The sequence below is a fragment of the Phyllobacterium sp. 01N428 genome (assembly GCF_056399405.1).
In genome coordinates, this window is the sequence record NZ_JBFTRH010000002.1 from 153,735 (window position 1) to 179,738 (window position 26,004).

Sequence of the window (26,004 nt, forward strand, 5' to 3'; positions counted from 1 at the left end):
TAACGGCATCAACGTGAACGGCAACTGAACACTGGACCCCGGGCGCAAGCGACTATTGTTTGAACTTCTTGCCATCTGCCGCAAGTTCGTCGCGCACGCGTTTGGTCAGGAGTTCGACGATCGAATCCGCATCCTCCAAATGCAGGTTCACGTCGCGCTGCGGATAGGGAATTTCAATTCCTTCTTCTGAGAAGCGATCGATGATGGCAAATCGGACATCATTTTGAACCGTGCCGGAACTGGACAGGTCGGCAAGGTGAACCCTTATTTCGAATTGCATGGTCGAATCCAGGATTGCCGAGAACGCCACGAAGGGTTCGGGGTTCTTGAGCACCAGAGGATGGCTGCGGGCGATCTCCATCAACAGGTCATGAACGCGACGAGGATCAACCTTGTGAGAAACGCCGATGGCAATATCAACGCGCCCAAGCTTGTTGCGATGCGTCCAGTTGCCGACGCTGCCGTTGATGAACGACGAGTTCGGAATGATGAGCGACTGTCGCTGGAAGGTTTCGACCTCCGTTGCGCGCACGCTGATCTTCTTGACGATGCCGCCGACGCCGCCGGTCTCGATCCAGTCGCCGACCTTGAATGGCCGTTCGGCGAGAAGAATGAGGCCCGAGACGAAGTTCGATACGATTGCCTGCATGCCGAAACCGATACCGAGCGAGAGACCACCGGCAACAAGCGCAAGGCTGGAGAGATTTATGCCCGCTGCGGAGACGCCGATGACAGCGGCAACGCCAAGTCCGAGATAACCGACTGCGGTCCTGATCGAGTTGCGCACGCCGGAATCGAGCTTGCCGCGTGCCATGACGCGCGTGTCGAGCCAACCCTGGAACCAGCGCGTGAAGAAATAGAACAGAGCGAACAGAAGGACGCCAGTGGCGATGGCGATCAGCGAAATGTTGAACGAGCCAATCTGGAAGCCGGTGGCGATCGTCAGGAACCATGCCGACATCTCGCTCCACTGGAAGCCCCAGAGCAGCAGGATGACAGGGATGCCGAGGATGACGACAAAGACGTTGATGACGATGCTGGCAACGAGACCGAGCTGGTCCATCGTCGTCTCGTCAAGCCCGAACCGCTTCTGTATCGCCTGGCCGAGCTTGGTGCCTGCCAGAGCATTTTCGTCCGACACCGCCCGCGCCGTCAGGAAGCCGAGATACATCGTCACAAGCACGGCGCCGTTGATGATGATCTGCTGCGAAACGAAGCGGGCAAGCCCGATATAGCCGAAGAACGCCGCGATGATCGGAACGAGGCCAATCGTGAAAAGGAATATCCGCATGGCGCGCGGCCACGGCTTGGTCGCCCCTGTCTCCGCGTCCTCGAGCGGCTTCAGGAAGGCCATGGCAATGATCAGCAAGCCGACGAGGACCGTGGCAAAGAGGCTCTTGGCCACAGTCAGCGACAGCGCCGATGCGGCGATCTGGTTGATCGTATCGGCAATGTAATCAAGTCCGGTGATCGTCGCCGTCGCCGTAATCAGCACCATGAGAATACGGCCCGGCCGCGGCGCGACCCGCACCAGCCGCCAGTTCGGCGCCCCGGGACAAATCACCGCCTGCGCCAGCGCATGCACGAAGAAGACGATGCCGATCACGCAGAAGAGCATGTAGATCAGCGACGCAATGTCCGGCCGCATCACATTGAAATAGCCCAGGAAAAGGTAAGTCGTCGCCAGGAACACGATCACGGTGAGCGAGCGCATCAGCGTCGACCAGAATGCAACCGCGAGGCGGCTGAGATAGGACGGCGCCTCGATGCCCGGATCGCGGAAATAGAGGTGGCCGATCGTACGCCGGCCGCCGATCAGCAGTACCAATGCGGCAATACCGGCAAAGAAGGTGGCAGCCAGCATCGATTGCCATTTGAACGTGACAACAAAGCGCCACCAGGACGAGACGAGCCGGTTCATCGTCTGCAGTTCCTGGCCATAGGCGGTGACGATCTCGCTGCCGAGCGAATAGTTGATATCGACCCGCTGCGATAATGTGTTGGTGAAGAGCTCGCGCCGCGCCTCGCCAATGGCATCGATCATCCGGTTGACCTGGATCAGCAGGTCTTCGGTCTCGCCGAGAACCGCATTGATTTCCGCCTTCTCCGTCGTCAGCCGTATGCGCTCGTCGGTGACGATCTGGGCCTCAGGCGGCTGGCCCTGCGGCGGAGGTGGTCCGAGCTGATCGAGACGAGCGTTGATTTCGGTGATGCGCGGGCGAAACGACACGCCGATGTCGAGGAGTTTCTTCGATGTGCCTTCAAGGTTGAGGCGAAGGTCGGCGAGCGTGGCGTCCGTATCGGCCTTCAGCTTCTGCTGGTCGTAGTTCGAGATTTGCTTCTTCACGGCATCGATCGCAGGGCGCTGTTCGGCGACGACTGCCGACTCGACGTCCGGTACGGCATCCGGCGCCTGCTGCGCGCTTGCATATGGAACCACGGCTGCCAGGAGCATTACCGCGACAATCATCGATACGAACTGCCGGATCATGCGGAAAATCACGATTTCATATCCACCTGTGAACTGTCTTCGTTGCGCATAAGCATACGGATCTCGGCACAATCAAGGCTGTTGTTGATTTCATTGCCTGAATGGTCGGCGCAGCGACAGTGCCCGCCGCAATCGTGGTGATCGAGCTTTGCTTCGGACAGTAGCATAATCTGGGGAATACCATGAAGAGCCGGAGCACAATTCGATCGTGCATTTTGCCCGAATACAACCGGGCTCGTCTTGACCCGTCCCTTGAGTTTCTGCTGGATTGGGCTTCCCGATACCAACGCCGCCATCAACGTCCAAACGATTCGCCTTCGAGACAATGAGATCATGATCATCAAATGCCCCTATTGCGGCCCGCGCGACGTCATCGAATTTACCTATCAGGGCGATGCGACGCGAAAGCGCCCGGAGCCCTTGTCCAATGATCCGGACGTCTGGAACGCCTATGTCTACGACCGCAGCAATCCATCGGGATTGCACCGCGAGTTCTGGCTGCACAGCGGCGGCTGCCGGCAGCATCTGGTCGTCACCCGCGACATGACCACCCATGCCATTTCATCCGTGGCTTTTGCGCGCGACATTGCGAGCGGTGGACAGGCATGACGAGTTCAAGGCTTCCCAAGGGTGGGCGCGTCGAGCGCTCGAAATCGGTTCGCTTCACCTTCGACGGCAAGGCTTACAGCGGTCATCCCGGCGACACGCTCGCTTCGGCGCTGCTTGCGAGCGGCATCACCCTGTTTGGCCGGTCGTTCAAGTATCACCGGCCGCGCGGCGTGTTTGCCGCGGGAAGCGACGAGCCGAATGCGCTTGTCACCGTGCTTTCCGGCGACGTCCGCGAACCGAACGTGCGCGCAACCGAGCTTGAGATCCATGACGGGCTGGTAACCCAGAGCCAGAACCGCTTTCCCTCGCTCGACCATGATTTCATGGCCATCAACCAGCTGGCCGGACCGCTGTTTTCCGCCGGATTTTACTACAAGACGTTCATGGGCCCGGCCATCGGCCCGCTGCGTGGAACGCGGTTCTGGATGTTCTGCGAAAAATTCATTCGCCGCGCAGCCGGTCTCGGCAAGGCCGGCACCGCGCCCGATCCGGATCGCTACGAACGCATGAACGCCTGGTGCGACGTGCTCGTCGTCGGTAGTGGTCCTGCTGGCCTCATTGCGGCGGAAGCAGCGGCCGGCACTGGCGCGCGCGTTATCATTGCCGAAGAAAAGCCGCTTCCTGGCGGTTCGCTGCTCGCCTCGGCCGAGACGATCGACGGCCGCGACCCGTCCGTCTGGGCACGTGAAACGGCGGCGGCTCTGGCAGCCATGCCGAATGTGCGCTTTCTGACCCGGACGTCGGTTTGGGGCTATTACGACGGCAATGTGCTGACCGCCATCGAACACGTATCCGACTTCAAGCCCAACCGCACCAAGGGACAGCCCCGCCAGCGCCACTGGATCATTCGTACCGGCAAGACCATTCTTGCAACCGGCGCCCTCGAGCGGCCCATGGTCTTCCCGGGCAATGACTGTCCAGGCGTCATGCTCGCCGACGCAGTGCGCCGCTTTGCTGTGGAATATGGTGTCGCCGCCGGCAGCAACGTCACGCTCTTCACCAACAATGACAGCGCCTACGAAGCCGCGCGGGCGCTTTCCCTTGCAGGCGTCAATATCGTCGCCATCGTCGATGTTCGCGCCGATGTCTCGGGTGCCTGCCGCGATATCGCCACTGCGGCAAACGCCGAGGTTCTAACCGGTCACGCCGTGACCGGAACGCATGCCGGCAAGACGCTGAGTTCGATCACCGTCCAGCATTTCAATGCCGAAACCGGCCGGGTCTCAGGCGCGCCCCGCGAAATCCGCACCGACTGTCTTGGCGTTTCCGGCGGCTGGTCACCGGCCATCCACCTTGCGAGCCAGGCCGGTGGCAAGCCGGAATGGGACGAGGACCTTCAAGCATTCCTGCCGCCCGAACCGAACCAGAACTGGGTGGTGACGGGTGCTGCCGCCGGCTACATGGATACGATCAGCGTGCTCTCCGATGCGGCGACCAAGGGTTCGGCCAAGAGCCGGCTGGTCTTGCCGCCGGTCGAAGCGCCGATGCTCGACGCATCGCCTGCGCCTGTGTTCCAGATCGAACCTTCGGTAAAATCGCAAAAGGCATTCGTCGATTTCCAGCATGATGTGACCGCCGACGATGTTCGCCTCGCCTATCGGGAAGGCTTCCATTCCGTCGAGCATCTCAAGCGCTATACGACCCTCGGCATGGCGACGGATCAGGGCAAAACCTCGAATGTCCCCGGCCTCGCGATCATGGCGGATGCCCGCGGCATCTCGATACCCGAAGCTGGCACGACGCGCTTCCGCCCACCCTTCACGCCGGTGTCGTTTGGCGCTCTTGCCGGCGAACGCTACGGCGACCTGCGTCCGCATCGGCTGACGCCGATGCATGACTGGCACCTCGCCAACGGCGCCACGATGTACGAAGCCGGTCTTTGGCACCGTCCGATGATCTATGGCAGCCATGGTGAAACGGTCGAGCAGGCCTATGTGCGCGAGGCGCGCGCCGTGCGCCAGAGCGTCGGCATTGTCGATGTTTCGACACTTGGCAAGATCGATATTCAAGGCCCGGATGCGGCGGAGCTTCTCGACCGCGTCTATACCAACATGTTCTCGACCCTGCCGGTCGGCAAGGCGCGCTACGGCCTGATGTTGCGCGAGGACGGGCTTGCCTTCGATGACGGCACCACCTGGCGCCTCGGCGAGACGCAATTCCTGATGACGACCACCACCGCGAATGCCGGCCCGGTGATGCAGCATCTGGAATATTACCTCGACTGCATCTGGCCGGAACTGCGCGTCCATCTGACCTCGGTCACCGACGTATGGGCCGGTACAGCCGTTGCCGGACCAAAGGCACGCGCGCTGCTGGAAGCCTGCGTCACCGGCACAAAGGTCGACAATGATACCCTGCCGTTCATGGGCATCGTCCATGGCAAGATCGAGGGCGTACCAGTGATGGTCTGCCGCCTCTCATTCTCGGGCGAACTCGCCTATGAAGTCTATTGCGGTTCGGGCTACGGGACGAGGGTCTGGGAAGCCCTGCTCACGGCCGGTAAACCGTTTGACGTCATGCCCTACGGCCTTGAGGCGCTTGGAACGCTGCGTATCGAGAAGGGACACGTAACCGGCGCCGAGATCGACGGACGCGCCAGCGCCCATGATCTTCACCTCGACTGGATGCTGTCGAAGAAAAAGCCATTCATCGGCTCCGCCATGCTTGGCCGCGAGGGGCTCAAGGACGAGAACCGGCTTTCGCTCGTCGGCCTAGTCTCGCTCGACAATCAGGCGATCACGGGCGGCAGCCACATCGTCACCGATGCAAGGCCGCGCGAGCCCGCCGACAGCTTTGGCCATGTCACCGCCGCCTGCTATTCGCCGGCGCTCGGCAAATATATCGCGCTGGCGCTGGTCAAACACGGAACGTCGATGATCGGCAACCGCGCCTTCGCCACCGACCTTTTGCGCGGCAGGCACTGCCCGGTCGAGATCGTCAGCCACCATATGTATGATCCAGAAGGGAGCCGCATGCATGGCTGAGCTTCAATCGCCAATCGGCTCCGCCTACGTGACAGGCGATCATGGCAATGCCGCCGGCGGGGTCGGCGTGACGATCCGCGAGCGGACCGGACTTTCGATTATCCAGATCACCGCCTGGAGCGACACCATTCCCGAAGTGCTGACCGCCATAGGCAGCGCGACGGGCCTTGTCTTGCAAAACAAGCCGGGGCTCGGCCGCGTTGCCGGTGAGAAGTCAGTGTTCGGCTTTGCGCCCGGACGCTATTTTGTCGTCGCCGCAACGCCGGAGCTCGAGTTGCGCCTGCGCTCCGTCATTTCCGCCGAGCTTGCGACGATCATCGACCTCACACACGGGCGCACGGTAATCCGGGTCAGTGGCCCTGACGCCGAGTGGGTACTGTCCAAGCTCTTCGCCATCGATTTTTCGGAACACGCCTTCCCTATCGCCTATGGGCGGGCAACTCTGCATCACGACATCCACGCCAATATCCAGCGTATCGACGACGAGACCTTCGACCTCTACGTCTTCCGCACCTTTGCGCGGTCGTTCTGGAAAACGCTCGGCCATGCGGCGGAAGAGGTTGGGTACAAGGTCGAATGATCGCTATTTGAAGGCGAAGACATCCGCGTCAGGATCACCAGTGCCGGTGATCTGTCCGCGAATAATCTGCGCGGCGACCATCGAGAACGTAATTCCGTTGCCGCCATAGCCGAGAACGGCATAACAGCGGTTCATGCCGGGTACCGGACCGATTGACGGCAGACCGGTCACACTCGCACCAAAGCTTCCGGTCCATGCATAGTCTGCCTCGGCGCTAACGTCGGGGAACAACTTCTGGAGCTTGGCGAGTATCGCTTTCGTTTTCGCCGGCAGCTTGCCGTCGCGCTTGTCCTCGTCCTCGAACTCCTCATCCTCGCCGCCGACGATGATGCGCCCGTCCGCCGTCGTGCGCATATAGAGGTAAGGGTCGGAGGCTTCCCAGATCAGGCAGCGTTGCGGCCACGGCGTCTGCTTTTGCGGAACCGTCGCAACGGCCCAGGTCGAGATGATCGAATGCCCTTTTTGCGGCACCTGCTTTGGTATTTCGTATCCGGTCGCGAAGATCAGGTGCTTGCAACGGATCGTCTGTCCGGTCGCAGTCATGGCCCGAACCCCGCGGTCGGCCGGTTCGACAGCCACGATGTCGGCGGGCGCGAAGACTTTCGCTCCGCGCCCTATCGCCGTTTTCAAATAGCCTGCTGCAAGCTTGCGCGGATTTGCTTCTATATTGTCGAAGCTCATTAATGCCGCTTCGCGGTTGATATTGAACACCGTCTTCAGTTCTTCGCGGCCAAGCAACTGCGTTTCAAAACCGGCGCGGCGTCGCGCGGCAAGCTCCTTTTCCAGGCCATTCTTGTCGAGGAGATCGCCCGCGAGATAAAGCGAATCGCGATTTTCCATTTCGCAATTTATCTGCAGTCGTCGCGTCCGTTCGCGCAGGGCATCGACGGCAAGCTTCGATCGGCGCCACGCACGCTCGGCATCATTGATGCCGATCTTGCGCGCGAGTTGATGCAGAGGCGTGTCAACTTCAAATTGCAGAAGGGCCGTACTCGCAGGCGTGGACCCCGTAACCGGTTTGCGCCGGTCGAAGACGCAGACACTGTAACCAGCCTCCGTAAGGCTTTCGGCCATCAGCGCGCCGCTGATGCCCGCCCCGATGATCGCAACATCCGTTCGGATATCCTCGACCAGAAGTTGCGTTTCTATACGGGGTGCCCGTCGGGCGAGCCAGATCGGCTGGCCGGTTCGCAAATCGCGATGTTGTGTGATCATAAGGCTTTCGCAGGTGCGAGGAAGTGACTGCTGCCAAACGGTGCGACTGCTGTTGCGGTTCCCCTACAGCGTCGATTTGGCCGGACGGCCCGCGACATAGACCTCGACGATGGACCGGTCGTCGCCCATGGTCTGCAGAAGGAAGAGTTCCTCGACCAGCGTCTCGACCGTTTCCATGCGAAGCCGCATGGCCGGCGTGGCGCCCGCATCGAGAACGATGCAATCCGCCTCTGTCCCCACTTTTAGCGAACCGATGAGATCTTCCAGCGACAGCGCCCGGGCATTGCCAAGCGTCGCTTGATAGAAGGAGCGCAGCGGATGGTAGCGCTGCCCCTGGATATTGAGGATCTTGTAGCCTTCATCGAGCGTGCGTAGCATGGAGTAGGATGTCCCGCCGCCGATATCCGTCGCAATGGCGTTGCGGACGGAGGGCTCCGAAGCGCGCAGCCGGGCAAGATCGAACAAACCGCTGCCGATGAAGAGATTTGACGTTGGGCAGAAAACCGCAACGGAACGGCTCTCCGCAATAGAGCGGATTTCGGCGTCCGTCAGGTGAATGCAATGCCCGAGAAGCGTTTTCGGCCCCAGCAGCCCATAGTGTTCGTAGACGTGCGTATAGTCGCGGCTCCACGGAAAGAGTTCGGCGACGAAGGCGATTTCCGCAGTGTTTTCGCATAGATGCGTCTGAATGTGCAGGTCCGGATGTTCGCGGGCAAGCGCGCCGCTCATCTCCAGTTGCTCTGGCGTCGATGTCGGCGCAAAGCGCGGCGTGATGGCGTAGTGCTGCCGACCCTTGCCATGCCATTCGGCGATGAGCGCCTTGCTATCGTCATAGCCCGACTGCGCCGTATCGAGGAGACCCGGCGGCGCATTGCGGTCCATCATCACCTTGCCCGCCACCATCCGCGTATTGCGCCGGTGCGATTCGGCGAAAAAGGCCTGAACCGATGCCTTGTGCACTGAACAATAGGCGGCCGCGGTCGTGGTTCCGTGGCGGATCAGTTCATCGAAAAATGCCGAGGCGATGCGTTCCGGGTGGCCCTGGTTCGAGAATTTCTGTTCCTCAACGAAGGTGTATCTGTTGAGCCACTCGAGCAACGCGCCCGCATAGGAGCCGACGACCTGCATCTGCGGAAAATGGATGTGGGTGTCGATGAACCCAGGCATAATCAGGTGCGGGCGATGATCGATGACCTCAAGGTTGCGACCCTCGCCCGCCCGCAGCGCCGAAAACTCGTCCACTGCTGCAATCGCGCCGTCGCGCAGCAAGAGGCCGCCGTCCTCGATGTAGGTGAAGGCGCCGGCGCTCGCCTCGCCTGCCATCGGCTCATCATGGAAGGTCAGAAGGCGGCCGCGCAGCAGAACTTCGGTCATTGCACCGGCTTTCCAGCGCTGCGATACCAGGCGACGAGCAAGGCGCGTTCGGCGTCGGTCACTTGCGTGACATTGCCCGGCGGCATCGCATGACTGGCGCCGGCCTGGATATAGATCTCGCTGGCATGCGCGGCGATCAGGCCATCCGTGTCGAGCCTGACGCCCTTCGGCGGCAGCATGATACCCTCCCACGACGGCTCGGCAGAATGGCACATCGAGCAGCGCCCCAACACCGTGTCGCGCACCTGTTCGAAATGTGCCGCGGTCAGGAATGGTTCGGCTGCCCGCGAAACCTTTGCCTCCCCGGTCAAAACCCTGGGGACCGTCGAGAGCCAAATGATGACGATGAACAGTATGGCGCTCGCAAGCCAGGTCCAGTGCGGATTGCCCGTTCCAGCGTGGCGCGAATTGAAATAGTGGCGGATCAAAACACCGATGATGAACACGAGTGACGCGATGATCCAGTTGAACGCCGTGGACGTTGCCAGCGGATAATGGTTCGACAACATCAGGAAAATGACAGGCAAAGTCAGGTAATTATTATGCGTTGAGCGTTGTTTTGCCTGCTTGCCGAGCTTGGGATCGGGCGATTTTCCGGCGATGAGGTCGGCGACGACTTTCTTCTGGTTGGGAATAATCAGCAGAAACACATTCGCCGACATGATGGTCGCCGTGAATGCACCGAGATGCAGGAAGGCGGCGCGGCCCGTGAAGAGATGCGTGTAGCCCCAGGCCATGAAGACGATGACACCATAGAGGATGAGCATCAGCGCCGTGTCATTCGCCGCGAGCGATGATTTGCACAGGAGGTCGTAGATCAGCCAGCCGATCGAGATGGAGGCGAGTGAAATGAGGATCGCGACCCAAGTCGAGACATCGAGCACATTGCGGTCGATGAGATAAAGGTCGGCGCCAGCATAGTAGACGATGCAAAGCAGCGCAAAGCCGGAGAGCCAGGTCGCATAGGATTCCCACTTGAACCAGATGAGGTGCTCGGGCATGTGCGCCGGCGCAACCATATATTTCTGTATGTGGTAGAAGCCGCCGCCATGCACCTGCCACTCCTCGCCGTTGACGCCTGCGGGCAGAGCGGCGTGGCGGCGGAGCCCGAGATCGAGCGCGATAAAATAGAAGGACGATCCGATCCAGGCGATTGCGGTGATGACATGCAGCCAGCGTGCGGCGAAGCTCAGCCATTCCCAGAAAATGAGATAATCCATCGACGCCCCACGAGATTGCCCTGCTACAATGCGGTCGTTCGCGGGTCGATGCAACTATTTCGAATCGTGAAAGATAATGCCGAGCGTGTGACGCTTGCCGCTGCGCAGGCGGCTGACACCGTGGCGCATATTGACCCGGTAATGGCCTCGCGAACCTTTGACCGGACGATTGCTTACCGGAAAGATCACGGCATCGCCTTGCTTCAGCGGCACAACTTCGGCGCGCGACTGCATGCGGGGCCGCTGCTCGGTGAGAACAAATTCGCCGCCGCTGAAGTCCTCGCCCGGACGCGACAGGAGAAAGGCGGCCTGCAGCGGGAAAACATGCTCGCCATAGATATCCTGGTGCAGGCAATTGTAGTCGCCTTCCTTGTATTCGAGCAGCAGCGGCGTCGGCCGGTTCTGGCCGGCCACATGGCAGCGTTCGATGAACGCTGCGTGCTCGTCCGGATAGCGCACATCGATGCCCATCAACTCATTCAACCGATTGGCGATGCCGGCGAGCGGCTCGTAGAGCGATTGGCGAAGATCGTTCACCAGCGGCGGCAGGGGATAGCTCAAATATTTGTATTCGCCGCGCCCGAAGCCATGCTTGGCCATGACGATCCGCTTGCGGAACTGGTCGTCGTCCCCATAACCCGCTGCCAGCTGTTCGCACGCCTGTCGCGACAGCACCCCTTTCAAGATCGCATAGCCGATATCGTCGAGACTTGCCGCAATGTCGTTCCACCGCGTGGTGGCAAGTGGCGTAACGCTGTCAGTCATGTCATGGCCTCCATGCAATTTCCTATCGGGCTTAGAGTGCGCTTAGCTTGACTGGGTTCCACCCGTTTCCTGCGCGGCGGTGCTTTTTCTTGGCCGAGCCGGCCAAACACGTCGATTTTAAGTGACTCAGCCGACAAGACTTCATAATACAGGAACCAACGAGGCGCTTTGCGCCGCGGGAGATTGATATTGGGTAGCGGCATGGACAAGCATGGAAATAGCAGGACAGGAAAGCGCAGCGCTGCTCCGCTCCTGATCTCTATTTTCTGGCTTGTCTCCACGATCGGCGCGGCCCTTGGCGCCTCTTACATGTCGGGGCCAGACCGCAATCTGGCTGAACGGGCGATCGGCGCGGCCAAGTCGCACGAAACACGTGTCGCCCACGAAACCGACAACCACTCGACTCCCGTCGAGCGGCCCATGCGCGTCATCGCGCTTGAAGCGCTGCATCTGAAAATCAAGAGCGGGCTCGGCGCCGACAGCGGTCCCCAGGATGCGTTGCTTCCGGGCGGATCGCGGCTTACGCTCGCCGACCAGACCGGTATCCGAATATTTGCGCCGAGCGCCACATTGCTTCTCGGCCACGATCCGCTTTTCAGCGCCCGCGCGCCGCCGCGCGCCCTTGGCTGATATCACCATTTCCGGCAGGAAATGACGAACAACTTCGGCGCTCGCCAGGCAGACGCGTAAGCAGTTCCCGGCAGTGCCCCCATCTCATAACGGAAAACGACCATGCGTACTTCGAGGTGGGTCCTTTGGACCTATATTTTCATCATTCTGGCGGGTATTACGCTCGCGCTACCCAATCTTTTCACCAAGGCACAGCTTGATGCGATGCCGGGCTGGTTCCCCAAGAAGCAGGTTGCGCTCGGCCTCGACCTGCGCGGCGGTTCCTATCTCGTTCTCGAAGTTGATGCCGCGGCCCTGAAGAAGGACCGTATCCGCTCGATTCTCGATGACGCGCGCGGCCATCTGCGCACGGCGAAGATCCAGCCGCAGTCGGTGCGTGTTGCCGGCGATTCCGTTATCGTGACGCTTTCCGATCCGTCGCAGCGCGATGCCGCGGTGGCTGCCTTGCGCGAATTGTCCTCGCAGGTCGCTCAGGTCGGTTTCGCCGCCCCTGTCAGCGATATAGACATTACGTCGACCGACAATCAGATCAGGCTGACGCTGACCGAGGCAGGCATGAAGGACAAGCTCGACAATGCCTTGCAGCAGAGTCTTGAAATCGTCCGCCGCCGCGTCGACCAGGTCGGTGTCGCCGAACCATCGATCCAGCGCGTCGGTTCCGACCGCATCGTGGTCCAGCTGCCCGGGCTCCAGGATCCGAGCCAACTGCGTGCCCTGCTCGGCAGCACGGCAAAAATGACGTTCCATATGGTCGCCGACCATGATGCCGGCACCAACCCGCCTCCCGGCGTCTCGATCCTTCCCGACGCCAAGACTCCCGGCGTCACATTCCCGGTCGAGGATCGCGTTGCGATCAGCGGCGAACGGCTGACCGACGCCCGCGCCGCCTTCGACCAGCAGACCAACCAGCCGATCATCACCTTCCGCTTCGATAATGTCGGCGCACGTCAGTTCGCGGACATCACCAGCCAGAATGTCGGACGGCCGTTCGCCATCGTGCTCGACGGCAAGGTTTTGACCGCACCGGTCATCCAGGTGCCGATCACCGGCGGCTCAGGCCAGATCACCGGCAATTTCACCGTACAGGATACGGTGACGACGGCCGCGCTGCTGCGCGCCGGCGCGCTGCCGGCTCCGCTTACCGTCATCGAAGAGCGGACGGTCGGTCCTGATCTTGGCGGCGACGTCATCAAGATGGGCCTGTTGACCGGCTTCATCGGCTTCGCCCTCGTCGTTGCCTTTATCTTTATCCTCTATAGCGGCTGGGGTCTCATTGCGAACCTTGCCCTTGCTCTCAACGTTGCCCTGACCTTCGGCATATTGAGTTTGCTCGGGGCGACGCTGACACTGCCGGGCATCGCCGCCATCATTCTCGGCATCGGCTTTGCGGTCGACGCGAACATTCTCATCAACGAGCGTATCCGGGAAGAAGCGCGCAAGGGTATCGGCGCGATGGCCGCGGTCGATCGTGGTTTCAGGCTTGCCTATTCGACCATTGTCGACGCCAACGCCACGCACCTGATCGCGACGTTCCTGCTGTTCCTTTTCGGCACAGGCCCGGTACGCGGCTTCGCGATCACCATGATCATCGGCGCCCTCGTCTCGATGTTCACCGCCGTGACCGTCGTTCGCATCATCATGATGGCGATCGTGCGTCGCCGTAAGATGAAGACCATCCGCATCGAGCACCTGTTCAAGCTCGTTCCGGAGAACACGAACATCTCGTTCATGAATGCCCGCTTCTTCGGTATCGGCGTGTCGATCTTCCTGTCGATCGCATCGGTGATCCTGTTCATCCATCCGGGCCTCAACTACGGCATCGATTTCAAGGGTGGTATCCAGGTCGACGTGACGACATCGCAGCCGGCGGATCTGGCCACCATGCGCTCGACGCTCGAAGGTCTCGGCCTTGGCGAAGTCGCCCTGCAGCAGGGCGGCGGCGACAATCGCGTCCTCATCCGCGTCCAGCGTCAGGAAGGCGGCGAAGAGGCGCAGACCGTGGCTGTCACCAAGGTCAAGGATGCCGTGCAAAAGCTTGACCCCGCCGTCAAGTTCGAAAGCTCGGAAGTCGTCGGGCCCAAGGTCAGCGGCGAGCTTGCGCGGTCCGGCATTCTTGCCGTCGTCCTCGCCAGCCTTGCCATGCTGTTCTACATCTGGTGGCGGTTCGAGTGGCACTTCGCGCTGGGCGCCATTGCGACGCTCATTCTCGATACCACAAAGACCGTCGGATTCTTTGCACTGATGGGCCTCGACTTCAACCTGACCGCCATTGCCGCATTGCTGACGATCATCGGCTACTCGGTCAACGACAAGGTCGTGGTCTATGACCGCATGCGCGAGAACCTGCGCATCCACAAGAAGATGCCGCTGCGCCAGATCATCGATCTCAGCATCAACCAGACGCTGGCGCGCTGTATCTACACCTCATTGACCGTCTTCCTCGCCATGCTTCCGATGGCGATCTGGGGCGGCAAGGCGGTCGAGAACTTTGCGCTGCCGATGCTTTTCGGCGTGATTATCGCGACAAGTTCCTCGCTCTTTATCGCGGCACCCATCCTGCTCTTGCTTGGAACGTGGTGGGAGAAGAACCACCAGCACCGCATCGGTGAAAAGCCGGTCGCGCAAAGTTGATGCCGCGCGACCAGCACAAAGCCTAAATATTTGCGGCACATGGAAAAAATGCCTTCTATGTGCCGCAGAATTGACGAAAGCGGTTTGCAAGACTTCCCCGGTACGCAATACTGCTGCGACAGGACCCTGTTCGCAGGTTCATCAATTTCATTTTTCAACGATCTCACGGAGGAGATGCCGACATATGCCTCATGAAACGCCGCTGATTGCGACAATCGTCATTGGTCTGGTTCTGGCCTTTATCTTTGGTGCGATTGCCAATCGGTTGCGAGTTCCTCCCCTTGTCGGATATCTCCTCGCCGGCGTGCTCGCCGGCTCCCATACCCCCGGTTTCGTCGCCGACCAGAAGCTCGCGGCGGAGCTTGCCGAAATCGGTGTGATCCTGCTGATGTTTGGCGTTGGCCTGCATTTTTCCCTGAAGGACCTTCTCTCCGTCCGCGCGATCGCCATTCCTGGCGCCGTCGTACAGATCGTCGCGGCCACGATCCTCGGCGCCGGTCTCGCCTGGATCCTTGGCTGGGGTCTGCAGGCAGGCCTTGTCTTCGGTCTGGCCCTGTCCGTAGCAAGTACGGTCGTGTTGCTTCGCGCCATGCAGGAGCGCCGCCTTATCGAGACCGAGCGCGGACGCATCGCCGTCGGCTGGCTGATCGTCGAAGACCTTGCCATGGTCCTCGCGCTCGTCCTGCTGCCGGCAATTGCCGGCGCGCTCAACAGCGGTGGTGACGGCGAGCAAGCCATGCGGGCTCTTAGTGATCCGATCGTCAACTATTTCAACCTCGGCGTCCTCGGCGTCATTCTTTTGACCCTCGGCAAGGTGGCCGCCTTTGTGGCCGTCATGCTCATCGTCGGTCGACGCGTCATTCCCTGGACGCTGCACGCCATTGCGCATACGGGGTCCCGCGAACTGTTTCGCCTCGCCGTACTCGCCATCGCGCTCGGCGTCGCCTTCGGTGCGGCAAAGCTCTTCGGCGTATCGCTGGCGCTCGGCGCCTTCTTTGCCGGCATGATCATGAGCGAATCCGAGCTCAGCCACCGTGCCGCCGAAGAATCGCTGCCGCTGCGCGATGCTTTCGCGGTACTGTTCTTCGTTTCGGTCGGCATGCTTTTCGATCCGATGACGATCGTCCAGGATCCGCTGCCGCTACTGGCGACGCTGGCGATCATCGTCATCGGCAAGTCGCTCGCTGCTTTCTTCATCGTGCGCGCCTTCGGCTATCCGTCCGGCACGGCGCTCATCATTTCGGCAAGTCTGGCGCAGATCGGCGAATTCTCCTTCATTCTCGCCGAGCTTGGCGTCGATCTTGGCATGCTGCCGCAGGAGGGACGCGACCTCATCCTTGGCGGCGCCATCCTCTCGATCCTCGTCAATCCGCTGGCATTTGCCGCCGTGACATATCTCAAACCCAGGCTGGAAAAGCGCGCGGCGGCAACCGAGCCTGTTGCGGATGCGACAGAACCTTCCGCTGTCGAGGCAGAGGCCGTGGAGGAAGTGCAACCCACTACGCTGACGGATCATGCGGTGCTCGTCGGCTACGGCCGGGTGGGCAGTCTCGTTGGCGAGGCGCTCAAGGAACGAGGCAAGCCGTTCCTCGTTATTGAAGATGCCGACAAGACCGTCGCCAGGTTGCGGGATGACAATATCGAGACCATCGTCGGCAACGCCGCCAATGGCGACGTACTTGCGGCGGCCAATCTGGTTGGAGCCCGGCAGTTGATTCTGGCGATCCCCAATGCTTTCGAGGCCGGGCAGGTCGTCGTCAAGGCACGCGCCGCGAACCCGACGATCAACATTCTGGCGCGCGCCCATTCGGACGCCGAAGTGCAGCACTTGCAGGACCTCGGCGCCGATACGGTGATCATGGGCGAACGCGAGATCGCGCGCGGTCTGGTTTCCCAGATTCTCGGTCTCGATGAGCCGTTGCCCGCACCATTGACTGAATAAAGACAACAATAAAAGCGACCGGTATGAGTGGGCAGGACCGAGTATGAAGCTGAAGGATTATGTATGGCCGGTTGTCGGACTGGCTGCCGTCGCGATTTCCGTATGGCTCCTCTACAAGGAGTTGCGGAGCATCTCGCTGGATGACGTAATCGACAGCATCTACGCGATTCCTCCGCATCGCTGGGTCCTCGCCGCGCTGTCCTCGCTTGCCGCCTACGCCGCCCTCGCCGGCTACGATCGCGTAGCGCTCCTGCATCTTCGCCGCAAGATTTCGTGGCTGTTCATTGCGCTTTGTTCATTCACGACCTATGCGCTGTCCCACAATATCGGCGCGTCGGTGCTTTCAGGAGCCGTCGTTCGCTATCGCGCCTATTCCTCGCAAGGGATGAGCGGATCTGAAATCGCTTTGCTGATTGCCTTCTGCTCCTTCACTTTCATGCTCGGCATACTGACGCTTAGTGCTTTCGTGCTTTTGATCGAGCCGGAACTACTTCAGCGCTTCAACGCGGATTTGCCGGTTTCCGTGGGCTATGTCCTTGGTTATGGCTCGTTGGTCATCGTCCTCCTCTATGTCTTTGGCAGCTGGCTGCAATTCAAACCCTTGCGGATTCGCCAGTTCACGCTCGAATATCCGCGTCTCTCGGTTGTCGCGCAGCAGCTGATCGTCGGACCGCTGGAACTCATCGGCGCTGCGGCTATCATCTATTTCACGCTGCCCGCCGAAGGAAATCCCGGGTTTCTGATCATTCTCGGCATTTTTCTCGTGTCGTTTTCAGCAGCTCTCATCTCCCATGCGCCTGGCGGTCTCGGCGTCCTTGAACTCGTATTCCTGACCGGATTGCCCGACATGAACCATGCCGACGTTCTCGCCGCGCTCATCATCTTCCGTCTGTTCTATCTCCTGATCCCCTTTGCCCTGTCGCTGCTGGTAGTGCTCTATTTCGAACGCTCCCAGCTTCTCATCCGCTGGTACAAGAAAGATGGAGAAACCTAAGGGGCGCTTTCCACACAAGCTCGGTTTTGCAGGGCCAGATTTTCCCATTATGCCGGCTCTTTAGTGGGCTGTTTCTTCAAGAATTGCCGCGGCAACCTTATTTTTGGGCCACATCAGAGTTCCTTCAGGCGATTTTGCATCAAGGGAGTTGTGGCAACGATGACGACATTGATCATTCCGGGATATCGCGGATCCGAAAGCGGCCATTGGCAAAGGCAATGGCTTGCCGAGGATGATACCGCCCATCTCGTCGAGCAGGACGATTGGGAAAACCCGGTCCTGTCACAGTGGCTGCACGTGCTGGAAGCAAAGCTTGCCGAAACTCCGGATGCGGTTCTCGTTGCGCACAGCCTCGGCTGCGTTCTCGTTTCTCATCTCGCAAGCCGGCCCTCGGCGGCTCACATTGCGGGAGCCGTACTCGTTGCGCCCGCCGACGCTGAGCGCATGGCATCGCAGGATTCGAAGTTTGCGAGTTTTGCGCCCCTGCCCCGCTACAATCTCGGTTTCCCGTCGATCGTCGTCGCCAGCCGCAACGACCCCTACATGTCGTTCAAGAAGGCGGAAGCCCTTGCCGGCGTCTGGGGTTCGGGTTTTGTCGACCTGCAATATGCCGGCCACATCAACGTAGAAGCGGGCTTTGGCGCATGGCCGGATGGCTATGTCCTTGCCAACTCCCTGCGACGCCCGCAGCGAGACTACCGGCCACAGCGCGCCGCCTGACTTCCTTAGCCAGCCCGTTGCTTGCGTTCGAGCACGTACTTCAACACCAGCGTCACGATTGCGATCAACGCCAATGTCGATGAAGCGGCAAAGGCGCCGGTAACATTGTAATCGTTGAACAGCAATTCGATCTGCAGCGGCAATGTATTGGTCTGGCCGCGAATGGCGCCGGACACGACGGATACCGCGCCGAACTCGCCCATGACGCGGGCATTGCACAGCACCGCGCCATAGAGCAGCGCCCATTTGATGTTCGGCAGCGTCACATAGCGGAACGTCTGCAATCCGGTGGCGCCCAGCGTGATGGCTGCCTCTTCGTCTTCGCTGCCCTGCGCCTGCATCAGCGGAATGAGCTCACGGGCGACGAAAGGGCTCGTCACGAACAGGCTGACGAGAAAGATCGCCGGCACGGTGAACATGATCTTGATGTCATAACTTTCGAGTAGCGGCCCGAGCAGTCCCTGGCTTCCGTAGAGAAACAAATATGTCACGCCGGCAACGATCGGCGAGACCGAAAATGGAATCTCGATAAGGCTGATCAGCAGCTGGCGTCCCGGGAAGCGATACCGTGTCACCAGCCACGCGGCGCAGATGCCGAACACCATGTTGATAGGCACGACCACGATCGCGGTAAGCACCGTCAGCCAGATTGCATGCAGCGTCGCCGGCTGCGTGATCTGCGAGAAGTAGACGCCCATGCCTTCGCGGAACGCATAGGTGAAGATCACCAGCATCGGGACGCCGATGAAAAGCGCCGAAAGGATGAACGCGGCGCCGATGAGAACGCGATGCACTGCGCTCGCCGCGGGCTTGCCGCGCCGGTGCGAAGAATAGGCCGTGACGGCCAGCGCGGGCAGCGCGGATTCAGTTGCGTTCTGCATATCTCAAATGCCAGGCTTGGATCGAGTTGGTTATGACGAGCATGAGAAAGGCGGTGACCAGCATCACGGTCGCCAGCGCTGCGGCGGCCGGATAGTCATATTCATCGAGCCGGATGAAAACGAGCAACGACATCACCTCGGTTTCAAAAGGCAGGTTGCCGGAGATGAAGACGATGGCCCCGAACTCGCCAAGGCTGCGCGCGAAGGACAGGCTACAACCCGCTATAAAGGCGGGCAAAATTGCCGGCCAGATGACCCTCGTGAATATCTGCAAATTGGAGGCGCCGAGGGATCTTGCCGCCTCTTCCACGTCACTGGCAAGATCTTCCAGTACCGGCTGCACCGTACGGATGACGAAGGGGATGCTGGTGAACATCATGGCGAGCGCGATGCCGAGAGGCGCATAGGCGACCTTGATACCGAGCGGCTCGAGATAGCGGCCGAACCAGCCATTGGCCGAAAATACGGTGACGAGAGCAAGACCTGCGACCGCAGTCGGCAGCGCGAAAGGCAAATCGACAATGGCATCGAGCAACCGGCGACCCGGAAACTCATAGCGCACCAGCACCCAGGCGAGCAGCATGCCGAACATCGCATTGAGAAGGGTTGCCAGCGCAGCCGTCGAGACCGTGATGCGATAGGTGGCAAGCGCTCTTTCAGAGGTGACGATCGCCCAGAAGTCCGCAAAGCCGAGATTGGCCGACTTATAAAGCATGGCGACAAGCGGCAGCGCTACGATCACCACGAAATAGAGCAAGGTCACACCAAGGGTGAGACCGAAGCCTGGCAGAATTCCGCGCGAAGAAGACCTTGAAAACAATGACATTCCAGCTTTCTAGCCTGTGCATGTCCGAATGCAAGTCGTGGTTGAAAATAGAATGGCGCAGCATCGCCGCTGCGCCATATGCCATGCTGGCCGGTCCGCTTAACGCTTGGTGAACACCTTATCGAGAATGCCTCCTTCGGAGAAATGCTCCTTGGACAGCTTATCCCAGCCGCCGAAGACATCTTCCACCGTCAGGAGCCGCGTTTCCGGAAACTGCGCGGCATATTTCGCCTTCACCGATGCGTCGTTCACACGGTTGAAGTTTTGGGCAAGGATGTCCTGACCCTCCGGTGTATAAAGGAACTTCAGGTAGTCCTCGGCGATGGCGCGCGAGCCGCGCTTGTCGACCACCTTGTCGACGACGGTCACCGGGAATTCGGCAAGGAGGCTGACCGGCGGCACGACGGCTTCATACTTGTCTTCGCCAAGCTGTTTGCGCGTTCCGAGCACTTCCGCCTCGAATGTAATCAGCACATCGCCAATGCCGCGCTCGGCAAAGGTTGTCGTTGCCGCGCGCCCGCCCGTGTCGAAAACCGGCACATTGGCGAACAGCTTCTTGACGAACTCCTGCGCTTTCCCTTCATCCTTGTTGTTGGCTTCGAGCGCATAGGCGTAGGCAGCCAGATAGGTATAGCGCGCATTGCCCGATGTCTTCGGGTTGGGAAACACGACCTTGACGTCGTCGCGTACAAGGTCATCCCAGTTCTTGATGTTCTTGGGATTTCCCGCCCGCACCAGGAAGGCGGGAAGCGAGTAATAGGGCGAGGAATTATTCGGCAGGCGGGACTGCCAGTCGGCAGGGATGAAGTTGCCCTTGTCGTGCAGGACCTGAACGTCGGTGACCTGGTTGAAGGTCACGACATCGGCGTCGAGGCCTTCAAGGATCGAGCGCGCCTGCTTGGACGAACCGGCATGCGACTGGTTGACGGTGATGTCCTTGCCCTTCTCGCTCTTGTAGGCAGCGGAAAACGCCTTGTCGATCTGCTCGTAGAGTTCGCGCGAAATATCGTAGGAAACGTTGAGGATTTCGCTCGGCTCGTCAGCCGCTTTCACCGCATTAAGGCTGAGGCCGAGCGCCACAGCCGTCAAAACCAATAGTCTTTTCATGGAAAACTCCCGCACAGGCCGGGAGCGAACGCACCGGCAATGATGACCATTGCCACTCTGGTTCAAGATGGGCAATTTTTGCCAGAATGGCCGCAGCACGCCCGACGCGGAAGGACTTTTGTTCTATTGTTAATGCAATAAATGAAACCAAATTCTACAACTATTGTGGCGCGGAGCAACTGCCTGCAGCGCGTCGCTCCGACCGCCGGATATGCCCGCGATTACCAGAAACCGCGATGCTGCCAGCACCAGAGAAAGTCTTCTTCCGTCCAATTGCGATGGCGCTTGGCGGACGCTTCATCGCAGTCGCGCTTCTTGGAGTCGCCGGTATCCAGTTCCAGCGTTTCTGCTGCAAATACGTCACGCCACAAGCGTTCGGCCCGATTGAAAATGCTCGATACTTCACTGTACATCGCGACCTCCGATAATGGTTTCGGTTGCAGAGTGCAGTTGCCTTTTTGGGGTCAACCGATAGCTGATGATGACGGCTTGAAATCATTTGTCAATAATCTCTACCGGTTCAATCGTGTATCAATCGTGTGAAGCTATCTTCGGCAAAGAGGCAAATATCTTAATGAATTCTTATTTTTCAGCGCCTTACACGCCATTTTTAAGCCATTCCTCCGCCGCAAAAAAACTTAAGATTTTTAACACTTCTACACTGGAAAATGGTATGCGACGGACTATGACTGCAGCTGAAACGGTGGTCAGGCAGAGAAAATGATATCGCAAAAAGCCAAATACGCACTGCGGGCTCTTGTCGTGCTCGCCAGGGCGGATGCCGAGAAAGCGCTCTTTATCTCCGACATCGCCGACGAGCAGAACATCCCAAAGAAGTTCCTCGAGCAGATTCTTCTCGACCTGAAGCATCAAGGCATCGTCATGAGCCGTCGCGGCAAGATGGGCGGGTATCTGCTGCTGAAGTCCGCGGAGGACATCACTTTCGGCGAAGTGCTCCGGCTCATCGACGGGCCGATTGCGCCACTCCCCTGCCTCAGCAAGATCGCCTATCGCCGCTGCGAGGATTGCGCCAGCGAAGCGACCTGCGAGATTCGCCATGTCTTCAACGAGGTGGCCAATGTGACGCGGGGCGTCCTCGATAAGACAACCATAGCCGATTGCCTCGTCTACGGCGAAAACCACAACGTCGCAGCCTTGCTTGATAGCTGACAGGCCGAGGCGTTTGCTAGCCAAAAACCGCCTTGCCGATCACCGGCGTTGACGGCACGGCAACATCGCGCGGCTCGAGCATGCCGGCGCGAAATGCGGCGTAGCCGGCCTCCGTCGCCTTGGCGAAGGCACCGGCCATCGCCACCGGATCACCCGCCTTCGCCACGGCCGTGTTGAGCAGAATCGCATCAAAGCCGAGTTCCATCACAGTCGCCGCATGCGACGGACGGCCGAGGCCGGCATCGACAATCAACGGGACATCCGGGAAATGGCCGCGCAGCGAGCGCAGCGCATGCAGGTTGAGCGGGCCCTGCGCCGAGCCGATCGGAGCGCACCATGGCATCAGCACCTCGCAGCCGGCATCGATCAGCCTCCCCGCGACGACCAGGTCGTCGGTCGTATAGGGAAAGACCTTGAATCCCTCGTTGCTGAGGATACCCGCGGCCTCGACCAGGGCGAAAACATCCGGTTGCAGCGTGTCGTGATTGCCGATGACTTCGAGCTTGATCCAATCCGTGGCGAAGAGATCACGCGCCATTTGCGCCGTCAGCACCGCTTCCTTGGCCGAATGGCAGCCGGCCGTATTCGGCAGCACGCGCACGCCGGACGAGCGGATCAACGACCAGAACCTTTCGCCGGAACTGCCACCCGCCGTTTCGCGGCGCAAGGAAACCGTGACGACCCCGGTGCCGGAGGCCATAATAGCGTCGAGCAGAATTGCCGGCGATGGGTATTGCGCGGTTCCGAGCAGCAAATGTGAATGAAGTTCGGTGCCGTAAAGCGTCAGCATGCTCAGCCTCCCTGCCGCGGCGTCAGAATTTCCACGCGGTCCCCCTCCCGGAGCGCGCAACCTGCGCGCTCGGCTGAGCGGACGAGTTCGCCATTCAGCGCTGTCGCCAGCCATTCGCCCTCGAACTCCAGCTCGCTCAGCAGCGCGTTGAGGAATTGCGCCGCGACCTCACGCGTTTCACCATTGACGATGAGTTTCATTGCGCCTTGTTCCTTTCATCAAAAATCATGTCCGCAGCCTGCCGCGCCATGGCGGGAGCAAGCAGGAAACCGTGGCGGAAAAGTCCATTGATGCTGATTGCATTGCCTTTGCGGACGACGCGCGGCAGGTTGTCGGCATAGGCCGGCCGGATACCGGTACCCGTCTCCACGATCTCAGCCTCGCCAAAGGCGGGATGCAGGCTATAGGCAGCATTCAGCAGTTCCATCATCGAGCGCGCCGTGATCGGCCCGGTCGCATCGCTTTCGATCATCGTTGCGCCGACCATGAAGGTCTGTCCTGCCCTTGGCACGATGTAGACGGGAAAGCGGGGATGAATGAGCCGTATCGGCCGCGACAGGGCAACATCCGGCGTGCGCAACAGCAGCATTTCGCCGCGCACGCCGCGAATGTTCTCGTCCTGCGTCGCGCGGCCGACGCATTCTATGGTCCAGTCGAAGCCCGACCGGGCCGACAGATCGGTTTCGAAACAGACACCGCAGGCGGCAAGCTTTGCGGCAAGACCGACCAGCGCATGGCGAGGATCGAGATGCGCTTCGCTGGGGAAATGAAGCCCCTTGCGAAAGCGGCCGGAAAGGTCGGGCTCAAGCGCCGCGATCCCTCCTTCATCGACCATTTCGAAGCCGGACGTGCGCGCGCCGAAGCGGTCGAGTTCCTTATGGTCGCGCGCCGGGGCGAGGACCAGCGTGCCGTTCCGGGTCACGCTGCCGGGCAGTGCTTCCTCCCACCAATCGGCCGCCCCTCGTCCAAGCTCGACGACGGCCTGCTCGGCGCTTTCCCTTTCGCAATAGGGCGCGAGCATGCCGCCGGCATACCAGGATGCAGCCCTTAAGCCTCCGGGCGCTGGATCGACCACGGTCACCTCGATACCGCGCACCATCAGTTCATGCGCGACCGCCAGGCCGGCAACGCCAGCACCTTTGACAAGCACCGCCATGGATCAACCGCCATTTTCCAGCGGCATATAGAGATCGCCGCCCTCGCGGAATTTCGCGGCCATCGCCGCCATGCCTTCCTTCTGCGCCTCCGCCCTGATGTCGTGCGAAATACGCATCGAGCAGAATTTCGGCCCGCACATCGAGCAGAAATGCGCCACCTTGTGCGCTTCTTTCGGAAGGGTCTCATCGTGGTAGAGGCGCGCGGTTTCCGGATCGAGCGACAGGTTGAACTGGTCTTCCCAGCGGAACTCGAAACGCGCCCGCGACAGCGCGTCGTCGCGCAGTTTCGCCGCCGGATGGCCCTTGGCAAGGTCGGCCGCATGGGCGGCGATCTTGTAGGTGATGACGCCGACCTTGACATCGTCCCGATCGGGCAGGCCGAGATGCTCCTTGGGTGTGACATAGCAGAGCATTGCTGTGCCGAACCAGCCGATCATTGCCGCGCCGATGCCCGAGGTGATGTGATCGTAGCCGGGTGCGATATCTGTCGTCAGCGGTCCTAGCGTATAGAATGGAGCCTCGCCGCAATCCGTGAGCTGCTTGTCCATGTTCTCCTTGATCTTGTGCATCGGCACGTGGCCGGGCCCTTCGATCATCACCTGGCAATCCTTGGCCCAGGCGATCCGGGTAAGTTCGCCAAGCGTCTCGAGTTCGGCAAATTGCGCCGCATCGTTGGCATCGGCGATCGACCCAGGCCGCAGCCCGTCGCCCAGGGAGAAGGAGACATCATAGGCGCGGCAAATATCGCAGATTTCCGCGAAATGCTCGTAAAGGAAGCTTTCCCTGTGGTGATGCAGGCACCACTTCGCCATGATCGAACCGCCGCGCGAGACAATGCCGGTCACCCGGTTGACGGTGAGCGGGATGTAATGAAGCCGCACCCCGGCATGGATGGTGAAATAGTCGACGCCCTGTTCCGCCTGTTCGATCAGCGTGTCGCGAAAAATCTCCCAGCTCAGATCCTCGGCGATACCGCCCACCTTTTCCAGCGCCTGATAGAGCGGAACCGTGCCGATCGGCACTGGCGCGTTGCGGATGATCCACTCGCGAATATTGTGAATATTGCGCCCGGTCGAAAGGTCCATGACCGTATCCGCGCCCCAGCGCGTCGCCCAGACCATTTTCTCGACCTCCTCGGCCATCGAAGAGGTGACAGCGGAATTGCCGATATTGGCATTGATCTTGACGAGGAAATTGCGGCCGATGATCATCGGCTCGAGTTCGGGGTGGTTGATATTGGCCGGGATGATCGCCCTGCCCCGCGCGATCTCGTCGCGCACGAATTCGGGCGTCACATAGTCCGGTATCGCCGCTCCGAAGGATTCGCCGTCGCGCACCAACGCGCTCTTGGCCGCCTCGCGGCCAAGGTTTTCGCGAATGGCGACAAACTCCATCTCCGGCGTAACGATGCCTGCCCGCGCATAGGCGAGTTGGGTAACCGCACGCCCATCCCTGGACCTGCTTGGCCTGCTGAGGCCGGAGAAAGCCGGCGTCAGGCGTTCGCCGGTCGCAAAGCCATTATCGGCGGGGAGAACGTGGCGGCCGTCATAAACAATCGTGTCGCCCCTCGCCTCAAGCCAGGCCTCCCGCATGCGTGGCAGGCCCTGCGCAATATCGATCGTCACGAGCGGATCGCTATAGGGGCCGGACGCATCATAGACGGTGACGTTGGGCTCGCCCGCCGTTGGATGCACGGCAATTTCGCGCATCGGTACGCGCAAATCCGCATATATGCGCCCGGGCTTGTAGACCTTGGTCGATGCAGGGAGCGCGCCGGTCGAAACGATTGGAGTAATTGCGGTCATCATCAGGTTCCTTTGCTCCGCGAACGCTCCAAAAACGCCCGCAAGTTCAAATTGCCCGCATGGCGTGATGGCCATGCAGGCGCGAAACCCAGTTCTGTGCCGGAAGGATGAAA

At 60.3% G+C, this 26,004-nt stretch carries 23 protein-coding genes; 9 read left to right on the forward strand and 14 right to left on the reverse strand.

The features are described 5' to 3' along the window. Positions 1 to 52: 52 nt before the first annotated feature. Both AC1DNI_RS08795 and AC1DNI_RS08800 read right to left on the reverse strand, forming a co-directional pair. Positions 53 to 2,503 carry a mechanosensitive ion channel domain-containing protein gene (locus AC1DNI_RS08795; protein ID WP_477691611.1) on the reverse strand — a complete coding sequence of 817 codons (2,451 nt, stop codon included), beginning with the start codon at positions 2,501 to 2,503 and terminating at the stop codon, positions 53 to 55. After that, on the reverse strand, positions 2,500 to 2,832 hold the full coding sequence (locus AC1DNI_RS08800; protein ID WP_139217655.1) for a hypothetical protein: 333 nt from the start codon (positions 2,830 to 2,832) through the stop codon (positions 2,500 to 2,502). Before AC1DNI_RS08800 ends, AC1DNI_RS08795 begins: the two co-directional genes overlap by 4 nt. Here AC1DNI_RS08800 and AC1DNI_RS08805 point away from each other — a divergent pair. The 3 genes from AC1DNI_RS08805 to AC1DNI_RS08815 are packed head-to-tail and all read left to right on the forward strand — an operon-like array spanning position 2,825 to position 6,664. Then, positions 2,825 to 3,100 carry a sarcosine oxidase subunit delta gene (locus AC1DNI_RS08805; RefSeq protein ID WP_091946545.1) on the forward strand — a complete coding sequence of 92 codons (276 nt, stop codon included), beginning with the start codon at positions 2,825 to 2,827 and terminating at the stop codon, positions 3,098 to 3,100. The genes AC1DNI_RS08800 and AC1DNI_RS08805 overlap by 8 nt on opposite strands. Continuing rightward, a complete protein-coding gene (locus AC1DNI_RS08810) occupies positions 3,097 to 6,084 on the forward strand; it encodes a sarcosine oxidase subunit alpha family protein (RefSeq protein WP_477691612.1) in 2,988 nt (995 codons plus the stop codon). Before AC1DNI_RS08805 ends, AC1DNI_RS08810 begins: the two co-directional genes overlap by 4 nt. After that, complete coding sequence (locus AC1DNI_RS08815) at positions 6,077 to 6,664, forward strand: sarcosine oxidase subunit gamma (RefSeq protein WP_477691613.1); 588 nt, start codon at positions 6,077 to 6,079, stop codon at positions 6,662 to 6,664. The genes AC1DNI_RS08810 and AC1DNI_RS08815 overlap by 8 nt, the downstream gene beginning before the upstream one ends. Before the next feature lie 3 nt (positions 6,665 to 6,667). Here AC1DNI_RS08815 and AC1DNI_RS08820 read toward each other — a convergent pair whose 3' ends face one another. The 4 genes from AC1DNI_RS08820 to AC1DNI_RS08835 all read right to left on the reverse strand — a co-directional run bounded on the left by AC1DNI_RS08820 (position 6,668) and on the right by AC1DNI_RS08835 (position 11,238). Next, complete coding sequence (locus AC1DNI_RS08820) at positions 6,668 to 7,879, reverse strand: NAD(P)/FAD-dependent oxidoreductase (protein WP_477691614.1); 1,212 nt, start codon at positions 7,877 to 7,879, stop codon at positions 6,668 to 6,670. A gap of 63 nt (positions 7,880 to 7,942) precedes the next feature. Next, the gene (gene guaD / locus AC1DNI_RS08825; protein ID WP_477691615.1) at positions 7,943 to 9,253 is read right to left on the reverse strand and encodes a guanine deaminase; all 1,311 of its coding nucleotides are present in this window, start codon (positions 9,251 to 9,253) and stop codon (positions 7,943 to 7,945) included. Next, on the reverse strand, positions 9,250 to 10,473 hold the full coding sequence (locus AC1DNI_RS08830) for a urate hydroxylase PuuD (protein WP_477691616.1): 1,224 nt from the start codon (positions 10,471 to 10,473) through the stop codon (positions 9,250 to 9,252). Before AC1DNI_RS08830 ends, guaD begins: the two co-directional genes overlap by 4 nt. A gap of 54 nt (positions 10,474 to 10,527) precedes the next feature. Further along, the gene (locus AC1DNI_RS08835) at positions 10,528 to 11,238 is read right to left on the reverse strand and encodes a 2OG-Fe(II) oxygenase (protein WP_477691617.1); all 711 of its coding nucleotides are present in this window, start codon (positions 11,236 to 11,238) and stop codon (positions 10,528 to 10,530) included. Between the two features lie 201 nt (positions 11,239 to 11,439). On the opposite strand from AC1DNI_RS08835, the gene AC1DNI_RS08840 reads away from it, so the two are divergent. The 5 genes from AC1DNI_RS08840 (at position 11,440) to AC1DNI_RS08860 (ending at position 18,155) form a co-directional block, all read left to right on the forward strand. Further along, positions 11,440 to 11,868 carry a hypothetical protein gene (locus AC1DNI_RS08840; RefSeq protein ID WP_477691618.1) on the forward strand — a complete coding sequence of 143 codons (429 nt, stop codon included), beginning with the start codon at positions 11,440 to 11,442 and terminating at the stop codon, positions 11,866 to 11,868. 102 nt (positions 11,869 to 11,970) lie between these two features. After that, complete coding sequence (gene secD / locus AC1DNI_RS08845; RefSeq protein WP_091945179.1) at positions 11,971 to 14,499, forward strand: protein translocase subunit SecD; 2,529 nt, start codon at positions 11,971 to 11,973, stop codon at positions 14,497 to 14,499. A gap of 184 nt (positions 14,500 to 14,683) precedes the next feature. Continuing rightward, on the forward strand, positions 14,684 to 16,441 hold the full coding sequence (ybaL, locus tag AC1DNI_RS08850) for a YbaL family putative K(+) efflux transporter (protein ID WP_477691619.1): 1,758 nt from the start codon (positions 14,684 to 14,686) through the stop codon (positions 16,439 to 16,441). A gap of 43 nt (positions 16,442 to 16,484) precedes the next feature. Further along, the gene (locus AC1DNI_RS08855) at positions 16,485 to 17,435 is read left to right on the forward strand and encodes a lysylphosphatidylglycerol synthase domain-containing protein (protein WP_477691620.1); all 951 of its coding nucleotides are present in this window, start codon (positions 16,485 to 16,487) and stop codon (positions 17,433 to 17,435) included. Between the two features lie 159 nt (positions 17,436 to 17,594). After that, positions 17,595 to 18,155, forward strand: a complete 561-nt coding sequence (locus AC1DNI_RS08860; protein WP_477691621.1) for an alpha/beta hydrolase — start codon at positions 17,595 to 17,597, stop codon at positions 18,153 to 18,155. Between the two features lie 5 nt (positions 18,156 to 18,160). Here AC1DNI_RS08860 and cysW read toward each other — a convergent pair whose 3' ends face one another. The 4 genes from cysW to AC1DNI_RS08880 all read right to left on the reverse strand — a co-directional run bounded on the left by cysW (position 18,161) and on the right by AC1DNI_RS08880 (position 21,382). After that, positions 18,161 to 19,036, reverse strand: a complete 876-nt coding sequence (gene cysW / locus AC1DNI_RS08865) for a sulfate ABC transporter permease subunit CysW (RefSeq protein WP_477691622.1) — start codon at positions 19,034 to 19,036, stop codon at positions 18,161 to 18,163. Next, positions 19,020 to 19,862: a sulfate ABC transporter permease subunit CysT gene (gene cysT, locus AC1DNI_RS08870; RefSeq protein WP_153668765.1), complete on the reverse strand. Its 843-nt coding sequence runs from the start codon at positions 19,860 to 19,862 to the stop codon at positions 19,020 to 19,022. The genes cysW and cysT overlap by 17 nt, the downstream gene beginning before the upstream one ends. A 99-nt stretch (positions 19,863 to 19,961) precedes the next feature. After that, positions 19,962 to 20,969 (reverse strand): sulfate ABC transporter substrate-binding protein, encoded by a 1,008-nt coding sequence (locus AC1DNI_RS08875; protein ID WP_477691623.1) that lies wholly within the window; start codon positions 20,967 to 20,969, stop codon positions 19,962 to 19,964. 221 nt (positions 20,970 to 21,190) lie between these two features. Then, on the reverse strand, positions 21,191 to 21,382 hold the full coding sequence (locus AC1DNI_RS08880; protein ID WP_477691624.1) for a hypothetical protein: 192 nt from the start codon (positions 21,380 to 21,382) through the stop codon (positions 21,191 to 21,193). A gap of 307 nt (positions 21,383 to 21,689) precedes the next feature. Between AC1DNI_RS08880 and AC1DNI_RS08885 the strand changes: the two genes are divergently transcribed. Further along, positions 21,690 to 22,139 carry an RrF2 family transcriptional regulator gene (locus AC1DNI_RS08885; RefSeq protein WP_477691625.1) on the forward strand — a complete coding sequence of 150 codons (450 nt, stop codon included), beginning with the start codon at positions 21,690 to 21,692 and terminating at the stop codon, positions 22,137 to 22,139. Positions 22,140 to 22,155: 16 nt separating this feature from the next. On the opposite strand, the gene AC1DNI_RS08890 is transcribed toward AC1DNI_RS08885, so the two are convergent. Genes AC1DNI_RS08890 through thiC form a run of 4 tightly spaced genes read right to left on the reverse strand, consistent with a single transcriptional unit; the run spans position 22,156 to position 25,891 of the window. Then, complete coding sequence (locus AC1DNI_RS08890; RefSeq protein WP_477691626.1) at positions 22,156 to 22,929, reverse strand: thiazole synthase; 774 nt, start codon at positions 22,927 to 22,929, stop codon at positions 22,156 to 22,158. 2 nt (positions 22,930 to 22,931) lie between these two features. Continuing rightward, a complete protein-coding gene (gene thiS / locus AC1DNI_RS08895) occupies positions 22,932 to 23,129 on the reverse strand; it encodes a sulfur carrier protein ThiS (protein WP_477691627.1) in 198 nt (65 codons plus the stop codon). Continuing rightward, the gene (gene thiO / locus AC1DNI_RS08900) at positions 23,126 to 24,085 is read right to left on the reverse strand and encodes a glycine oxidase ThiO (RefSeq protein ID WP_477691628.1); all 960 of its coding nucleotides are present in this window, start codon (positions 24,083 to 24,085) and stop codon (positions 23,126 to 23,128) included. Before thiO ends, thiS begins: the two co-directional genes overlap by 4 nt. Positions 24,086 to 24,088: 3 nt before the next feature. Next, the gene (gene thiC, locus AC1DNI_RS08905; RefSeq protein WP_477691629.1) at positions 24,089 to 25,891 is read right to left on the reverse strand and encodes a phosphomethylpyrimidine synthase ThiC; all 1,803 of its coding nucleotides are present in this window, start codon (positions 25,889 to 25,891) and stop codon (positions 24,089 to 24,091) included. Between the last annotated feature and the right edge of the window lie 113 nt (positions 25,892 to 26,004).

Bases quoted from the DNA above. Each gene is read 5' to 3' on its own strand.
- cysW (WP_477691622.1), bottom strand. From the start codon at position 19,036: ATGCAGAACGCAACTGAATCCGCGCTGCCCGCGCTGGCCGTCACGGCC.
- AC1DNI_RS08890 (WP_477691626.1), bottom strand. From the start codon at position 22,929: ATGCTGACGCTTTACGGCACCGAACTTCATTCACATTTGCTGCTCGGA.
- AC1DNI_RS08880 (WP_477691624.1), bottom strand. From the start codon at position 21,382: ATGTACAGTGAAGTATCGAGCATTTTCAATCGGGCCGAACGCTTGTGG.
- AC1DNI_RS08875 (WP_477691623.1), bottom strand. From the start codon at position 20,969: ATGAAAAGACTATTGGTTTTGACGGCTGTGGCGCTCGGCCTCAGCCTT.
- AC1DNI_RS08800 (WP_139217655.1), bottom strand. From the start codon at position 2,832: ATGATCATGATCTCATTGTCTCGAAGGCGAATCGTTTGGACGTTGATG.
- AC1DNI_RS08840 (WP_477691618.1), top strand. From the start codon at position 11,440: ATGGACAAGCATGGAAATAGCAGGACAGGAAAGCGCAGCGCTGCTCCG.
- guaD (WP_477691615.1), bottom strand. From the start codon at position 9,253: ATGACCGAAGTTCTGCTGCGCGGCCGCCTTCTGACCTTCCATGATGAG.
- AC1DNI_RS08855 (WP_477691620.1), top strand. From the start codon at position 16,485: ATGAAGCTGAAGGATTATGTATGGCCGGTTGTCGGACTGGCTGCCGTC.
- cysT (WP_153668765.1), bottom strand. From the start codon at position 19,862: ATGTCATTGTTTTCAAGGTCTTCTTCGCGCGGAATTCTGCCAGGCTTC.
- AC1DNI_RS08805 (WP_091946545.1), top strand. From the start codon at position 2,825: ATGATCATCAAATGCCCCTATTGCGGCCCGCGCGACGTCATCGAATTT.
- AC1DNI_RS08860 (WP_477691621.1), top strand. From the start codon at position 17,595: ATGACGACATTGATCATTCCGGGATATCGCGGATCCGAAAGCGGCCAT.
- thiC (WP_477691629.1), bottom strand. From the start codon at position 25,891: ATGACCGCAATTACTCCAATCGTTTCGACCGGCGCGCTCCCTGCATCG.
- AC1DNI_RS08815 (WP_477691613.1), top strand. From the start codon at position 6,077: ATGGCTGAGCTTCAATCGCCAATCGGCTCCGCCTACGTGACAGGCGAT.
- AC1DNI_RS08820 (WP_477691614.1), bottom strand. From the start codon at position 7,879: ATGATCACACAACATCGCGATTTGCGAACCGGCCAGCCGATCTGGCTC.
- ybaL (WP_477691619.1), top strand. From the start codon at position 14,684: ATGCCTCATGAAACGCCGCTGATTGCGACAATCGTCATTGGTCTGGTT.
- thiO (WP_477691628.1), bottom strand. From the start codon at position 24,085: ATGGCGGTGCTTGTCAAAGGTGCTGGCGTTGCCGGCCTGGCGGTCGCG.
- thiS (WP_477691627.1), bottom strand. From the start codon at position 23,129: ATGAAACTCATCGTCAATGGTGAAACGCGTGAGGTCGCGGCGCAATTC.
- secD (WP_091945179.1), top strand. From the start codon at position 11,971: ATGCGTACTTCGAGGTGGGTCCTTTGGACCTATATTTTCATCATTCTG.
- AC1DNI_RS08810 (WP_477691612.1), top strand. From the start codon at position 3,097: ATGACGAGTTCAAGGCTTCCCAAGGGTGGGCGCGTCGAGCGCTCGAAA.
- AC1DNI_RS08830 (WP_477691616.1), bottom strand. From the start codon at position 10,473: ATGGATTATCTCATTTTCTGGGAATGGCTGAGCTTCGCCGCACGCTGG.
- AC1DNI_RS08885 (WP_477691625.1), top strand. From the start codon at position 21,690: ATGATATCGCAAAAAGCCAAATACGCACTGCGGGCTCTTGTCGTGCTC.
- AC1DNI_RS08835 (WP_477691617.1), bottom strand. From the start codon at position 11,238: ATGACTGACAGCGTTACGCCACTTGCCACCACGCGGTGGAACGACATT.